This window comes from Acidovorax sp. FJL06 (assembly GCF_003852545.1).
Taxonomy (GTDB): domain Bacteria; phylum Pseudomonadota; class Gammaproteobacteria; order Burkholderiales; family Burkholderiaceae_C; genus Acidovorax.
In genome coordinates this window covers 34098-49276 of the sequence record NZ_QAJR01000009.1, presented here as the reverse complement: position 1 = coordinate 49276, position 15179 = coordinate 34098, and the positions used below count along the sequence as shown (strand labels likewise).

At 68.7% G+C, this 15179-nt stretch carries 11 protein-coding genes and 1 other RNA gene; 3 read left to right on the top strand and 9 right to left on the bottom strand.

What is annotated here, in order from left to right; all coding sequences use genetic code 11:
- Positions 1–201: 201 nt before the first annotated feature.
- Complete coding sequence (locus DBV10_RS05425; RefSeq protein ID WP_124511406.1) at positions 202–1770, top strand: methyl-accepting chemotaxis protein; 1569 nt, start codon at positions 202–204, stop codon at positions 1768–1770.
- Positions 1771–1953: 183 nt separating this feature from the next.
- Here DBV10_RS05425 and DBV10_RS05420 read toward each other — a convergent pair whose 3' ends face one another.
- Positions 1954–3033, bottom strand: coding sequence for a GlxA family transcriptional regulator (locus DBV10_RS05420; protein WP_233589813.1), 1080 nt, complete (start codon positions 3031–3033; stop codon positions 1954–1956).
- 126 nt (positions 3034–3159) lie between these two features.
- Between DBV10_RS05420 and DBV10_RS05415 the strand changes: the two genes are divergently transcribed.
- Positions 3160–4503 carry an amidohydrolase gene (locus DBV10_RS05415; RefSeq protein ID WP_124511402.1) on the top strand — a complete coding sequence of 448 codons (1344 nt, stop codon included), beginning with the start codon at positions 3160–3162 and terminating at the stop codon, positions 4501–4503.
- A gap of 34 nt (positions 4504–4537) precedes the next feature.
- On the opposite strand, the gene DBV10_RS05410 is transcribed toward DBV10_RS05415, so the two are convergent.
- Both DBV10_RS05410 and cysK read right to left on the bottom strand, forming a co-directional pair.
- Positions 4538–6256, bottom strand: coding sequence for an NAD(P)/FAD-dependent oxidoreductase (locus DBV10_RS05410; protein WP_124511400.1), 1719 nt, complete (start codon positions 6254–6256; stop codon positions 4538–4540).
- 211 nt (positions 6257–6467) lie between these two features.
- Positions 6468–7385 carry a cysteine synthase A gene (gene cysK, locus DBV10_RS05405; protein ID WP_124511398.1) on the bottom strand — a complete coding sequence of 306 codons (918 nt, stop codon included), beginning with the start codon at positions 7383–7385 and terminating at the stop codon, positions 6468–6470.
- A gap of 153 nt (positions 7386–7538) precedes the next feature.
- Here cysK and rnpB point away from each other — a divergent pair.
- Positions 7539–7890: RNase P RNA component class A (gene rnpB / locus DBV10_RS05400), an RNA gene on the top strand.
- Between the two features lie 81 nt (positions 7891–7971).
- Here the strand turns inward: rnpB and DBV10_RS05395 are convergent.
- From DBV10_RS05395 to DBV10_RS05370, 6 genes are all read right to left on the bottom strand, one after another.
- Positions 7972–9198 (bottom strand): M48 family metallopeptidase, encoded by a 1227-nt coding sequence (locus DBV10_RS05395; protein WP_124511396.1) that lies wholly within the window; start codon positions 9196–9198, stop codon positions 7972–7974.
- A gap of 2 nt (positions 9199–9200) precedes the next feature.
- A complete protein-coding gene (locus DBV10_RS05390) occupies positions 9201–10463 on the bottom strand; it encodes a YjgN family protein (RefSeq protein WP_124511394.1) in 1263 nt (420 codons plus the stop codon).
- A 156-nt stretch (positions 10464–10619) separates the two neighbouring features.
- The gene (locus DBV10_RS05385) at positions 10620–11408 is read right to left on the bottom strand and encodes an rRNA pseudouridine synthase (protein ID WP_124511392.1); all 789 of its coding nucleotides are present in this window, start codon (positions 11406–11408) and stop codon (positions 10620–10622) included.
- A 166-nt stretch (positions 11409–11574) separates the two neighbouring features.
- The gene (locus tag DBV10_RS05380) at positions 11575–13263 is read right to left on the bottom strand and encodes an MBL fold metallo-hydrolase (protein ID WP_124511390.1); all 1689 of its coding nucleotides are present in this window, start codon (positions 13261–13263) and stop codon (positions 11575–11577) included.
- Between the two features lie 70 nt (positions 13264–13333).
- Positions 13334–14086: an Asp/Glu racemase gene (locus DBV10_RS05375; protein ID WP_124511388.1), complete on the bottom strand. Its 753-nt coding sequence runs from the start codon at positions 14084–14086 to the stop codon at positions 13334–13336.
- A gap of 89 nt (positions 14087–14175) precedes the next feature.
- Positions 14176–15150, bottom strand: a complete 975-nt coding sequence (locus DBV10_RS05370; RefSeq protein WP_124511386.1) for a tripartite tricarboxylate transporter substrate binding protein — start codon at positions 15148–15150, stop codon at positions 14176–14178.
- Positions 15151–15179 lie beyond the last annotated feature (29 nt).

Here is a 15179-nt window from a genome sequence, read left to right as displayed (position 1 = left end):
ACCTCTCTCACCACCGCCGCAGGGTTTGTGCCCTGCGGCGGTTTTTTCATGGGCTGTGCCCCGCGCTGCATTCCGCGCCTTGCGGTCTCAAGCGCCTGTAACGTTTTGTCGATAAGCTGGTTGGTGTTTCCCCGGGTGTGCCATGGGCATGCACGGGGCAGTCTGCTTCCTGGCGTTTTCATCCTCACGGAAATATTTTCTATGTCCATCTCCCACGCACGTGTTGCGGTGCGCCTGGCCCTGGCCTTTGGCGTGGTGTGTCTTGTCATGTCGCTCTCTGCGGCCGTGGGCATCTGGCGGCTGGCGGGGCTGCAGGACATTGCCGACGACCTGGGCGGCGCCTCGTCCGAACGGGCGCTGCTGGCGCGCGAGCTGCATGCCATCGTGGTGCTCAGCTCGGTGCGCGCAGAAACCCTGCTGGAGATCGACAACGCGGCCTACGCAGCCCGCATCGACGCCGACCGCAAGCTCACCTCGGCCCGGTCCTCCGAGGTGCGCAAGCGCCTGGACGAGCTGGCAGCCGACCCGGCATCGCAGGCGCTGTTCGATGCCATCGACAAGGCCGGCAACGGTTTTCGCACCGTGCGCGACGACCTCGTGAAACGCCGCAAGGAGGGCGAGGCCCTGCCGCCTGACGCCATTGCCACGCGCCTGCGCCCCGCGGCCGATGCCTATGCGGCGGCGGTGAACCAGCTGGCCGACTTCCAGCGCCAGCGGGTGGTCGAGGCCCGCGAGGCGGCCGGCCGCAGCGAGCGCCAGGGCATCACGCTGCTGGCCGCAGGCTCTGCCGTGGGCCTGCTGCTCAGCCTGGCGTGCGCCTGGCTGCTCTCGCGCTCCATCCAGCAGCCGCTGGCCCAGGCCTCCGATGTGACCGACCGCATTGCCGAAGGCGACCTGACCTCTGCCATCCCCGCCCCCAGCGCGGGCAACCGCGACGAGCTGCAGGCCCTGCTGTCGCGCCTGGGCGGCATGCAGGCCCGCCTGGCGGGGCTGGTGGTGGGCATGCGCCAGGCCAGCACCTCGGTGGCTGGGGCCAGCAGCGAGATCGCGGCGGGCAATGCCGACCTGTCGGCACGCACCGAACACACGGCCTCCAACCTCGAAGAGATCGCCGCCAGCATGGAGGAACTGCTGGCCACCGTGCGCCACAGCGCCGATGCCGCCACACAGGCCAGCAGCCTGGCCACGGGCGCGAGCGACGTGGCGCGCCGGGGCCGCGAGGCGGTGGACCGCGTGGTGGGCACCATGGATGGCATTGCCCTGTCGTCGCGCCGCATCGCCGACATCACCAGCGTGATCGACGGCATCGCCTTTCAGACCAACATCCTGGCGCTGAACGCAGCCGTCGAGGCCGCGCGGGCGGGCGAACAGGGCCGGGGTTTTGCGGTGGTGGCGGGCGAGGTGCGCAGCCTGGCCCAGCGCTCGGCCACGGCGGCCAAGGAGATCGGCAGCCTGATCAGCGACAGCGTGCGCCAGGTGGACGAGGGTTCGCAGCTCGTGCACGCCGCGGGCAGCACCATGGGCGAGATCGTCGATTCGGTGCAGCAGGTGGCCACCATCATTGGCGAGATCAGCACGGCCGCGCGCGAGCAGACCACGGGCCTGAGCCAGGTGGGCGAGGCCGTCTCGCAGCTCGACCAGATGACGCAGCAGAACGCAGCGTTGGTGGAGGAGTCCTCCGCCGCCGCCCAGGGCCTGCGCGTGCAGGCGCAGCAGCTGGCCGAGCTGGTGGAGGCGTTCCGCCTGCCCGCTGGCAACGCGCTGCGCTGAGAGGCTGAGAGTCTTTTATCCATGCCCGCCTTGCACGCCAAAACGCCCCAGCTCGTCGTTGCAAATGCTCGCCATAGCCCGAGCTATGGCTGCGCTTTGCGCCTAGATATGGGGCGTTTTGACGCACCTTTCGGGCACGGCTAAAAAACTCCCAGCCTCTGAGTCGCGCGAAGGGGCGAACCGCTACTGAACCTCCACCCGCCAGCGCCGGCGTGGCGCACGCAGCGCATGGCGCTTGCGGTACTCGGCCGGGGCCATGCCGGCATAGCGCGCAAAGATGCGCCGGAACGCGGCCGGGTCGGCATAGCCGCAGGCCACGGCAATGCTCGGCACGCTCTCCAGCGTCACCTCCAGCAGCACGCGGGCGCGTGCGCAGCGCAGGCCGTGCAGGTAGTCCAGGGGCGACTGCGACAGCTCCTGCTGGAAGTGCCGCAGCAGGGTGCGCGTGCTCACCGAGGCGGCCTCGGCCAGCCGGGCCAGGGAGTAGGGTTGGTCCAGGTGGGCCTCCATCCAGGCGATGGCGCGCGCCAGGGTGCTGTCGCGTGTGGCGGGGATGTGCTGCTGCGCGTTCGCCTGCAGCGCCGCGCGGGCGCGCTGGTGGTCGGGGGCCATCACGGTCTCGCAGGCGGCGGCCAGCTCCGGCCCCAGCGCGTGGTGCACCAGGGCGATGGCCAGCAGGTTCACGCTGCTGGGCAGCGCGCAGCTGAGCCAGGGTCCGTCGTCCGACAGGTCCTGGCCCAGGCTGTGGCCGATGCCCGGGAAGTCCCGCTCGAAGCCGGCGATGTAGAACCAGGGCAGGCTGGCCTGGCGCCCGTTCAGCCGTCCGCTCTGTGCGGCCAGCCAGGCGCCGTTGCCCACGGTGAGCAGCTTCTGCCCCGCGTCGAGCGCGATGCCCAATTGGCGCGACAGGGCCGCGTGGCGGGCCGCCACGGCGCGGATGGCCGGGATGTCCGGCGCGTGGAACGAGGGGACGAACAGCGCCTGGGCGGGGGCCCGCGCCGCATCCTGGTCGTCGGGCGCCGTGTAGGTCGCCAGCGGGCCGGGCAGGGGCGCCAGGGGCCGGCCCTCGGCATCCAGCAGGCGCCAGGCCAGGCGCGGCGCCTGTGTGCCCAGGCGCAGGCTGGCCAGCAGGTTGGCGCCGCGCAACAGGTCGATGAACTGCAGCGCATTGCCCACGGCCGACTCGGGCAGCAGCGGGATGTCCACCCGGAACACAGAAGGCCTGGGGTGGCCCGAAGGCAAGGACAAAGGTGACTGTGGCATGGCGGGATTGGCTCTGTGGATGGCCATTTTCGCTTGTCATGGAAAGGCGGGCGGCTTTTAGCATGGACGTGCTTTTCGCTCCCCCAACCCGGCCCTTGTGGCTTTTCACCCCCTACGGATCTGTCCATGCACAAACCCCTCTCCGCCATCGCGTTTGCCGCCGGCCTCGTCGCCAGCGGGTTCTGCCTTGTCTCCCCGGCCCAGGCCCAGGCGCTGGATGCCGCCGGCCTGCAGGCCATCGACGCGGCCGTGAACGCCGTGGCTCCCAAGATGGTCGGCTGGCGCCGCGACATCCATGCCCACCCCGAACTCTCGGGCCAGGAAGTGCGCACCGCCAAGCTGGTGGCCGAGCACCTGAAGAAGCTCGGCATGGAGGTGCAGACCGGCGTGGGTGGCACCGGCGTGGTGGGCACGCTCAAGGGCGGCTTGCCCGGCAAGGTGGTGGCCCTGCGCGCCGACATGGACGCGCTGCCTGTGCCCGAGAACACCGGCCTGCCGTTCGCCTCCAAGGTCAAGGCCAGCTACCTGGGCAAGGAAGTGCCGGTGATGCACGCCTGCGGGCACGACGCCCACACAGCCATGCTGATGGGGGCGGCCGAGGTGCTGGCCGGCATGAAGGCGCAGTTGCCCGGCACCATCAAGTTCATCTTCCAGCCGGCGGAGGAAGGCGCGCCGGTGGAGCCCGATGCCCAGGGCAAGGTGCCCAGCTTCGGCGCCAAGGCCATGATCGAGGCCGGCGCGCTCAAGGACGTGCAGGCCATCTACGGCTTGCACATCACCTCCAACCTGCCGGGCGGCGTGGTGGGCTACCGCAGCGGGCCGCTGATGGCCGGGTCGGACAACATCACCATCCATGTGGAAGGGCGCGGCGGCCATGGCTCGTCGCCCTGGGCCACCATCGACCCCATCGTGGCGGCCAGCCAGGTGGTGATGGGCCTGCAGACCGTGGTGAGCCGCCAGCTCAACATCAGCCAGGAACCGGCCGTGGTCACCATCGGCCAGATCCAGGGCGGCACCCGCTACAACATCATCCCCGACAAGGTGGAGATGATGGGCACGCTGCGCACCTTTGATGAAGACATGCGCCAGGAAGCGCTCAAGCGCATCACCACCACGGCCGAGTCGATCGCCGCCGCGAGCGGCGCCAAGGCCAGCGTGCGTTTTGGCCCCGTGGCCTACCCCGTGACCACCAACCCGGCCCCGCTCACGCAGGCCTCGCTGCCCGCGCTGAACCTGGCCATGGGCGGCAAGACCATGGTGATCCCCAAGGTCGCGGGTTCGGAGGACTTCTCGGAGTTCCAGAAGGTCGTGCCCGGCTTCTTCTACTTCCTGGGCGCGCCGCCCAAGGGCAAGGAGTTTGCCAAGGCCCCGCCCAACCACTCCGCGCTGTTCGACATCGACGAAGACCAGTTGCCGGTGGGGGCCCGCTCGCTGGCGGCGCTGGCCGTGGACTTTTTGCAGCGCAAGTAAGCGATGCCACGGGCCTGCGCCGCCAGGAGGCAGGTCAGCCCGCTGCGCCCAGCAGGCTCCGGGCGACGGCTTCGCCGACCTTGATGCCATCCACGCCCGCCGACAGAATGCCGCCCGCGTAGCTGGCCCCTTCCCCGGCGGGGTACAGGCCCGGTGTATTCAGGCTCTGCAGGTCGTCATTGCGCCCGATCTTGAGCGGCGACGAGGTGCGTGTCTCCACGCCCGTCAGCACCGCGTCGTGCATATCAAAGCCCTTGATCTTGCGGCCGAATGCGGGCAGCGCCTCGCGCAGCGCCTCGATGGCGTAGCCGGGCAGGGCAGCGTGCAGGTCGCCCAAGGCCACGCCGGGCTTGTACGAAGGCTCCACATCGCCCAGCTGCGTCGATGGCTTGCCCGCGATGAACTCGCCCACCAGCTGGCCCGGCGCGCTGTAGTCGCGCCCGCCCAGCACAAAGGCATTGGATTCGAGCTGGCGCTGCAGCACGCTGCCCGACAGCGGGTGGAACTGCCCGGCGGGCAAGGCCTCGACGCCATAGGTCTGGCCCAGGTGGGTTTCAAACGCCTGCGCGTCCTGCGGGTAGTCGCGTGGGTCGATGCCCACGACCATGCCCGCGTTGGCATTGCGCTCATTGCGCGAATACTGGCTCATGCCGTTGGTCACCACGCGGTGCGGCTCGCTGGTGGCGGCCACCACCGTGCCGCCGGGGCACATGCAAAAGCTGTAGACCGCGCGGCCGTTGGCGGCGTGGTGCACCAGCTTGTAGTCGGCCGCGCCCAGCAGCGGGTGGCCCGCGTGGCGGCCCCAGCGGGCGCGGTCGATCACGCCCTGCGGGTGTTCGATGCGGAAACCGATGGAGAACGGCTTGGCCTCCATGGCCACGCCGCGCTCGTAGAGCATGGCAAAGGTGTCGCGCGAGCTGTGGCCCAGCGCCATCACCACATGGTCGGCGCGCAGCGCGGTGGTCTTGCCCGTGGCCTGGTTCAGCACCTTCAGGCCGCGCAGGTGGCGCTGCTCGCCCTGGCCTTCGATCATCACGTCCGTCACGCGCTGCTCGAAGCGGATCTCGCCGCCCAGTGCAATGATCTGCTCGCGCAGGTTCTCCACCACCTTCACCAGCTTGAAGGTGCCGATGTGCGGGTGGGCGACGTACAGGATTTCTTCGGGCGCCCCGGCCTTGACGAACTCGTTCATCACCTTGCGGCCCAGATGGCGCGGGTCCTTGATCTGGCTGTAGAGCTTGCCGTCGCTGAAGGTGCCCGCGCCGCCTTCGCCAAACTGCACATTGCTCTCGGCATGCAGCTCGCGCTTGCGCCATAGGCCCCAGGTGTCCTTGGTGCGCTCGCGCACGGTCTTGCCGCGCTCCAGCACGATGGGCTTGAAACCCATTTGCGCCAGCACCAGCGCGGCAAAGATGCCGCAGGGGCCAAAGCCCACCACCACAGGGCGCAGCGGCAGGTCGGCAGGCGCCTGGCCCACGGCGTGCCAGGCCATGTCGGGCGTGGGCTGGATGTGCGGGTTGCCCGCAAACTGGGCCAGCAGCGGGGCCTCGCGCTCGGGCTGGGCCAATGTCACATCCACGATGTAGACGGCCAGCAGGTCGGCCTTGCGGGCGTCAAAGCTGCGCTTGAAGACGTGCAGGTGGGCAATGTCGGCGTCTGCCAGGCCCAGAATTTTGGCGGCAGCGGCGCGCAGGGGCGCCTCGGGGGCTTCGGCCACGGTGAAGGGCAGCCGGATTTCGGAGAGTCGGATCATGGTCTTGCGGGCCCGTGGTTATCGGGCGGCGTGCAAAGTCGTGGGGCCGTGATTTTACCGGGGTGGTGCGCTTTCGGCCCGTCCAGCAAAAAGGCCCGCCATGTGGCGGGCCCGGTTGCGACGCAGGGTGTGCGATGTTTTGCTATCTCTTTGGTAGCTTGTTGCGCTTATCGCATTTGCCCTGCAGGCCGTTTTAGCCGGCTTTGCGGCTTCAGGCGGGCAAAAAGCCTTCCACCGACAGGTAGCGCTCGCCCGTGTCGTAGTTGAAGCCCAGCACCTTGGCGCCTGCCGGCAGCTCGGGCAGCTTCTGCGCAATGGCGGCCAGCGTGGCGCCCGACGAGATGCCCACCAGCAGGCCTTCTTCACGCGCGGCGCGGCGCGCAAACTCGCGCGCGGGTTCGGCATCGACCTGGATCACGCCGTCGAGCAGGCTGGTGTCCAGGTTCTTGGGGATGAAGCCCGCGCCAATGCCCTGGATGGGGTGGGGCGAGGGCTGGCCGCCCGAGATCACGGGCGAGGCCGAGGGCTCGACCGCAAACACTTTCAGGGCGGGGAACTTCGCCTTGAGCACCTTGGCGACGCCCGTGATGTGGCCGCCCGTGCCCACGCCGGTGATCAGCACATCAATGCCCTCAGGGAAGTCCGCCAGGATCTCCTGCGCCGTGGTGCGCACATGCACGTCGATGTTGGCGGGGTTCTCGAACTGCTGCGGAATCCACGAGCCCGGCGTCTGGGCCTGCAGCTCCTGCGCGCGGGCGATCGCGCCCTTCATGCCCTTTTCGCGCGGCGTCAGGTCGAACTGCGCGCCGTAGGCCAGCATCAGGCGGCGGCGCTCGATGCTCATGCTGTCGGGCATCACGAGGATCAGCTTGTAGCCTTTGACGGCCGCCACCAGCGCCAGGCCAATGCCCGTGTTGCCGCTGGTGGGCTCGATGATGGTGCCACCGGGCTGGAGCGCGCCCGACTTCTCGGCGTCTTCCACCATGGCCAGCGCAATGCGGTCCTTGATGGAGCCGCCGGGGTTGCTGCGCTCGGACTTCACCCACACATGGGCCGCAGGGCCAAACAGGCGGTTGATGCGCACGTGCGGCGTGTTGCCGATGGTCTGCAGAATGTTGTCAGCTTTCATGGCGTCTCCTGGAGGGTGAAGGTCAGGGATGAGAGAGAGGGGGGCCTGCGCATTCTGAACCAGTTGTTCTGCGACTTGGGCCATATGGATATGCCCGGCAGGAAGAAGGCCGCAGCGCGCGGAGCCTGGAGACTGGGCGATAATCCACCCCGTGAAGCACGCCAGACCGCCGCTGGTGCAATCTGGGAAACCAGGCACTGGAGGAACGTCCGGACTGCACAGGACAGCGTAGCAGCTAACGGCTGCCCACCGTGAGGTGAGGATCAGAGCAACAGAGACGAGTCCCGGGGGAGTGCCGCAAGGCAAACCACCGGGGGTGAAACGGGCAATCTCTACGCGCAGCAATACCAAGTAGGCCAGCGTTGATGTGGTTCCGCAGAGCTGGCGGGTAGGTAGCACCGAGCCGTGGTGGCGACACCCGGCCCAGATTAATGGCGGTCACGCTGCCGGAGCCCGCAAGGGTTTCGGCAGTGCACAGAATCCGGCTTATCGGCGTGCTTCACACTTTATTTTCATTCCTTCTTCTTTCCCTCCCCGCTGACACACCCGGGGCCGGTGCGGGCCCCGGGCGCCGCTTTTCAGCGTCTCAGCTTTTTGCGCAGTGCGGGGCATGCCCCCGCTCCAGTTCGGTGGCGCGCTCCACCGTGTCGGGGTGGCTGCTGAGCAGCGACCAGACCGGGTGGGATTCGACCTCTTTGCCCGGTTTTCGCTTGCGTGCGGCATCGGGGGCGCTGGCTGCGGATTGGGGCCCGGGGGTACCGGCGGCATCTGGGCCCTCGGCCTTTTTCTTTTTCTCGCTGCTGTCCTCGTCTTCGTCCCGCGCAATGGCCAGCAGCAACTGGCCCATGGGCGCCGTGGGCAGGGCGGTGTGGCGCATGAGGGCGATGGCGTAGCAGTCGGCCTCGCGTTCGTGGCTGCGGCTGTAGGCCAGGCCCGTCATCAGCGATGCGCCGGTGGAGACGATGCCGGACACATCCCCCAGCGCCAGTCCCAGCCCCATGTTCAGCACGCCCTGCTGCACCACCATGCGGGTGGTGTGGCGCTGCACCACATGGCCGATCTCGTGGGCCAGCACGCCCACCAGGGCGTCATCGGGCAGGCCCTTGTCGGCGGCGGCCTTCACGATGCCGTCGGTCATCACGATCTTGCCGCCGGGCAGCGCAAACGCGTTGGCGCCCATGCCCGAGCGGAACTCCAGCGACAGCGGCGGGCGGTAGCCGGGGTAGCGCTGCAGGCCCGGGGGCGCCTGCTGGACCAGGGTGTCGAAGCGGGCCTTGAGCTGCGCCTGCCGGGCCGGGGGCAGCTTGCTGGGCTTCAAGGTGCCGTCGTCCATTTGTTTGAGCACGTTCTCGGCCACGCTCGTTTCCCAGCCCAGGGGCACGAAGCGCGTGAGCTGCGTGGCGGCCCAGGGTGTGCCATAGCGGTAGAACAGCGTGAGGCCGATGGCGGCGGCGGCCGTCACGCCCAGCAGCACGGGCCAGCGCGTCTGCATGCGCTGCGCGATGCCGGGGCGCTCGCCCGCCGCGGCCAGTGCGGCGCGCCAGTCGGCCACGGCGTCGATCTCGACGCTGCCGTGGTCATGCAAATCCACGACCACGCGGGGCGGGGGCTTGCGCTCGTTCCAGGCCTCGGGCCAGCCCACGTCCTTCCATGCAAAGACCACGGACTCTGCCCCGGGCTGCGAGAGCGGGTGCAGCACCAGCGATGGGCCCTGCGGCATAGGCCGCAGGCTCACCATGACGGGCCGGGCCTTGCTGCTTTGGCCGTCGAACCAGCGGCCCGGGACCAGGGCCGCGCTGGGAGGGGTTGGCATGCTCACCCGATCAGGTCCAGCCCTGCAGCGTCGGCCAGCGCATCGCCCAGGCCGCCTTGCTGCTGGCGCACCATGGCGCCGGTCACCTGCTCCACGCCGCCCTTGACGTGCAAGGTGACGGACTCGACCTTCATGCGGTATTCGCTGACCCGCGCAAACGGCCGGTACAGCCCCAGCGTGAGCAGGGTGAGCAGCATGTTCTTGATGCGCAGCCCCACATAGCGGCCGCTTTGGAGGCGGCACTTGAAGCGCGCCACATGGCTCACGCCGATGTTGCTCCACATGAGCTGGAACATGCGCGCCTCGCGGTAGGCCCGGGCCGGGGCCGAGGCCAGGACCAGCATGAAGAGGCCCACCACCAAAGACACGATGATCGCCACGATCATCCACAGGCCCATGCGGTTGCTCTGGCCGGCCATCAACGCGATGGAGCTGCCCGCGAGCACGCCGACCAGGGCAGCGATGCCCACCACGCACAGGATGAACACGGCCACTGTGGCCAGCCAGATCTTGACGAAGTCCATGTACACCGGCTTCCAGCGGCCCTTCTCCGCCCCCACCTGGGCCTTGAGCACCAAGAGGCTCTTGAAGTTGTATTCGAGGCGGATGAAGCACAGCACCGACAGCACCAGGCCCAGCAGCGGCAAGCCGGCCATGGCCGGGGTGAAGGAGGGCATGGTGGGCTTGGCGGCTTCGTCCTCGGCGGCCTGCAGCGCATCGGCCAGCTCGGGCGACAGCATCTGAATGCCAAAGAACACGCCGAACCACACCAGCGCCAGTGCAAACACGGGCCAGCTGGCGATGTAGACCTCTTTCCAGCTCGCGGTGAATTGCAGCCGCAGGCCGCGCCAGCGCGTGGCCCCCAGGCGAAACCGCATGGCGCTGCCCCAGATGAAGGGCGCCAGCAGCGCGCCCCCCAGCAGGAACAGGCCCACGGCCGTGTCCTGCCCCGTGTTGGCCGCGAGGTTGTAGGCGATGGTGAGCAGCATCAGCAGCACAAAGCCCATCACCATCTTGCGCTGCTGCGCGGTGAATTCGAGGGGGCTGCCCGCCACCAGGGTGTGGCTGTAGAAATACTGGGCCGTGCGGCGCCGGGCCCAGGGGGTGTAGATGCCCAGCGTGACGATGGACAGCAGCACGTTGACGATCCACACCCGGAAATACTCGCCCCCGCTGCCGGTGAATTCGACGGGGTGGGCATCGATGGCCTGTGGCATGAAGGTGGACATCGGCCCCGCCGCGCCACCGGATCTTTGTTGGTTCATGAACTCCCTCCTGAGTGCTGCGCAGTGTAGCAGCGGCCTTGCTCAAAAGGAAGTCACGCAAAAAGTCCTGATGCGCTTTGCCATCAAGCGTTGATAGCTATGTTTTCAGGAGCATATCTGCGCCCGGGGCGGGGGGCGAAATGACCGTGGCGGGTCTCAAAACTTCTCCCACGGCTGCAGGTAGCGCCACTGCCCCTCGGGCACCTTGGCCAGCGGCACGCGGCCGATGCGGATGCGCTTGATGCCCACCACCGTGAGGCCCACGGCCTCGCACATGGCCGGGATCTGGCCGGGCCGGATGCCCTTGAGTGCAAAGCGTAGCTTGGTTTCGTTCTGCCAGCTCACCTTGATGGGCGGCAGCGGCCGGCCATTGAAGCTGAGGCCGTGGCACAGGCGCTGCAGGCCGTTGGGTGCGATGTCGCCCTTCACCTCCACGATGCATTCCTGCTCCAGCACCTCGATGTCCTCGGCCAGCTTGCGCGCGATGCGCTTGTCTTGCGTGTAGACCACGAGGCCGCTGGCCTCGGTGGGCAGGGGCGTGAAGCATTCGAGCTGCTTGAAGTGGCGCTGCAGCACGCGGATGCCCGAGGCGTCTTCGGGCAGGTGGGAGGTGGCGCTGAGCAAGGTGGTGGCTGCTGCCACACCCTGGCTGCGGCTGCCGTGGGCGCCGCCGCCCTGGGTGGGTTGGCCCAGGCCCGCCTCAAAACCGGCGGGCTTGTGCAGCAGCAGGGTGACGGGGGTCAGCTCCAGCAGGCTGGCATCGGGCGCCACCGCCACGGCCTGGTCGGGGCGCACGCGGGCGCCGGGGGCTTCTTCCACGCGGCCGTCCACGCTCACAAAGCCGCCTTCGATGAATTGCTCGGCCGTGCTGCGCGAGCAGTTCAGTTGTTCGGCCACCCGTTTGGCCAGGCGGATGTGGGTGGGGTCGGGGTTCTTGTCATTCATGGGTTGAGGGCGGTGTTCTTTTAGGCGTCTTCGATGGATTGTGTTGGCGAGCTTCTTGTTGTTCGCGGCGCGTGCAACGGGCGCACTCTGCGCCAGGGACGCCAAGCACGGGCCGCCCCGCAGCGAGGGCGTCGTCCCCCGGATGGGGGAAGGCGCCGCAGGCGACTCAGGGGGAGAGCATTCTTATTCGCTCCACATGGGCCAGCAGCGACCGCTGTGCCACGGGCCACATGCGCTCGGGCACGTCGTCATATGCGTGCCGCACCCAGTCTTCCATGCTGCCTTGCGGCAATGCCTGCATGGCGGCCAGCACCTTGGCCTCGCGCGCCAGGCGGTGGGCCTTGAGTTTGGCGATGGCGCTGCGGCCCCCCAGGATCGGGCCGCCGAGCACGTAGCCATGCGCGGGCAGGATGAACTCCACGCCCTGCGCGGCGCACACGGCGTCAAGCCGGTCCAGCGAGTCGAGGTAGTCCGCCATGTTGCCGTCCGGTGGGTCCACCACCGTGGTGCTGCCGTTCAGGATGTGGTCGCCGCTGAACAGCAGGGCGTCTTCCACCAGCAGCAGGCACAGGTGGTTGGCGGCATGGCCGGGGGTGTGGATGACCTGCAGGGTGTGGGTGATTTTGCCGTCTGGCGCTTGTCCCTCCAGCCCAAGCAGCTCATTATTTTGTAGCGACCGGTCGGGCTGAAACAAGCTGGCCGCGCGCGCCGTGGGGGCCGAGGGCAGGCCCAGGATGGGGGGCTTGGCCCGGCCTGCCTGCACACACAGTGCCTGCAGCGGAGCGGCGCCGGGTGCGTGGTCGGCATGCGAATGGGTGCACACGATCATGCGGATGTCGCCACCTGCGGCGCGCCAGAGCTTGTCCAGGTGCTCGGCATCGGCCGGGCCGGGGTCGATGGCGATATAGCCCGTGGCCGGGTCGCCCACCAGGTAGCTGTTGGTGCCAGGGCCGGTCATCACGCCGGGGTTGGGGGCTGTGAGGCGCTGCACGTTGCGCCGCAGCGGCACGGGGCGCTCGGTCTGCCAGTCCAGCGGGTGCACGATCTGCCCGTCGGGGCACACCAGGGCCAGCTCGCCAAAGGGCATTTCGTCCTCCATGTAGCGGGCCTCCTTGCCCGCCAGCAGGCCCGCACGCGGGCAGCTCACCCACAGCGGTTGCTCGTGCGCCACGGCGTCCAGCACGGCCTGGCTGCTCGCAAAGTGGGCCAACCGCTGCAGCGTGCGGATAGTGGGGAAGATCATGAAGAACTGGCCCGCCGCATGCCGCGCCAGTGCATCGGCCGGGCGCACCCACACGGGCTCGAACTGCTCGGCCTCGTCGGCCACGGGCTCCTGGCCCGCGGGCATGCGGGCCACCAAAAAGGGCACCTCAAAGCGGCGCGCCAGGTCGCGGTCGGCCGTCCAGTGGGCCAGCAGGAACACGCTGTCGGCCGCCAGCCGCAGGCCACGCGCCTGGCACTGCGCCACGAAGGGCTGGTGGCGGTCGATGGCCGCGATGTCCGCTTCATCGGCCATCAAGCCTTTGCGCGGGCCATCGGCATGGCGCGCCAGCAGGATGCCCAGCTCTTCAAAGCTTTCGCGGATGGCGGCGACGGCCTGGGTGAGGTGCAGATCGCTCTGCGCGGGGCGGCGGTCGGCGGCGGAGTGTGTCGCAGGGGCGGCATCCAGCGCATCGATGCCGCCCCCGGGGAACACATAGGCCCCGGGCGCAAAACTGGCCTGGTCGGAGCGCCGGGTCATGAGGACTTCGAGCCCTCCGCCCTCCGGCGCATCGCGCAGCAGCAGCACGGTGGCGGCCGGGCGGGTGGCAACAGGTTCGCGGTGGGGGTGCAGTTGTTGGGTGGTGCGGGGCATCGGGCCATTATCGGATTTGCCCGGCACCTTGTCGGCGGTGCCCTCGTGCGGGGCCTTCCCCCCCCCAGGTTCAATACGCGCCGGACAGCAGGGCTCCGGCGTTGGGCACGCGGGTGGCGAGCCCCAGGCGCTTGAGCATCGCCCAGGTGGTGCACGCGGCGGCCGAAACGACGGGCACGCCCAGCTGGTCCTGGGCGACCTGCACCGATGTCAGGGAGGGCATTTGCACGCAGGCCGAGATCACCACCACGTCCACGCCGCGCGTGTCCAGGCGCTGCACGATCTGCGCGGGGGCGGCCGGGTCCTGCGCGCCCACCTGCAGGTTGTCGGGGATCTCCAGCGACAGGCTGTCGTGCACCGCAATGCCCTCGTGCTCGATGTAGTCCACCACCAACTGCGTGAGGGGCTTCATGTAGGGCGTGAGTATCGAGACCTTCTTTGCCCCCATGGCTTGGAGGCCTTCGATCAGTGCGCCGGCGCTGGACACCACGGGCGCAGGCTTGCCGTTGGCCGCGGTGACCTCGCGCAGGCGTTTTTCAGAGGCACGGTGGTAGCCCAGGCCCATGCTCATGATGGCCACTAGGCAGGCATAGCCCATCACGTCCATCTTTCCATCCGAAAGCTCCAGCGCGCAGCGGTCGGAGTCGCGGTCCATGGCGGCCAGCTCTTCCTGGGTGACTTTCTGCATGCGCATGCGGCTGGCGTGGAAGCTGAAGCGCTCGGGCAGGATCTGCTCGCGGGCGCGCAGCATGGCGGGGATCTCGGTCTCCATGGTGGTGTTGGAGCTGGGCACGATCTGCCCGATGCGGTAGGTGTGTTGCATGGTGGTCTTTCAGGAAAAAATGGCAAAGCGCTGCCTGCCCGGCGCTGGAGGCGCCGGGGACGGGGTCACGCAGGGGAGTCCTTGGCGGGTCAGTCCGCCTTGATGCCGGCAGCTTTGATGGTTCTGGCCCAGTAGGCCGTCTCGGTCTTGACCAACTGGCCCAGCGCCTCGGGCGGCTGGTAGCGCAGTTCGACGCCGGCGGCATCGGCGCGCTGACGGGTTTCGGGCAGCTCCAGGGCTTTCTTCACATCGGCTGTGAGCCTGGTGACCACGGCGGGTGGCGTGGCGGCGGGGGCGAACAGCCCCACCCAGGCTTCGAGCTTGAAGTCCGGCATGCCGGCCTCGGCCACCGTGGGCACGTTGGGCAGGCCGGGGTGGCGCTTGGCGCCGGTTACCGCAAAGGCCTTGAGCCTGCCGCTGACCACATGCTGCATGACGGAGGGCGGCGTGGTGATGAACACCTGCACCTGGCCGGCCAGCACATCGGCCACGGCCGGGCCCGAGCCGCGGTAGGGGATGTGGGTCATGAAGGTGCCGCTCTGCTGCTTGAAGATCTCGGTGCCGATGTGCGAGAGCGAGCCGTTGCCTTGCGATGCGTAGTTCACCTTGCCCGGGTTGGCCTTGAGGTAGGCGATGAACTCCTTGAGCGTATTGGCCGGCACCGAAGGGTGGGCGGCGATCACGTTGGCGGCCGTGGTGAGCAGGGCGACGGGGGCGAAGTCCTTGGCCTCCCAAGGCAGGCCGGGCGAGAGCGCCGGGTTGCCCACGTGGTAGGCCGAGTAGGAGATCAGCAGGTTGTAGCCGTCGGCTTTGGCGCGGGCCACGGCGCCATAGGCCACGTTGCCGCTGCCGCCGGCCTTGTTGTCGACCACCACGGGCTGGCCGAGCACGCGGGCCAGGGGTTCGTTGAGCAGCCGGGCCGAGGTGTCCACCACGCCGCCGGGCGGGTTGGGCACGGTGAGCGTGATGGCCTTGCTGGGGTAGCTGTCTTGCGCTGGTGCCTGTGCTGGCACCAGCACGGAGAGGGCGAGCAAGGTGGCCGGCAGGTGGTGTTGGATCTTCATGTTTGTCTCCATCGGGGGGTGTTCAGGAG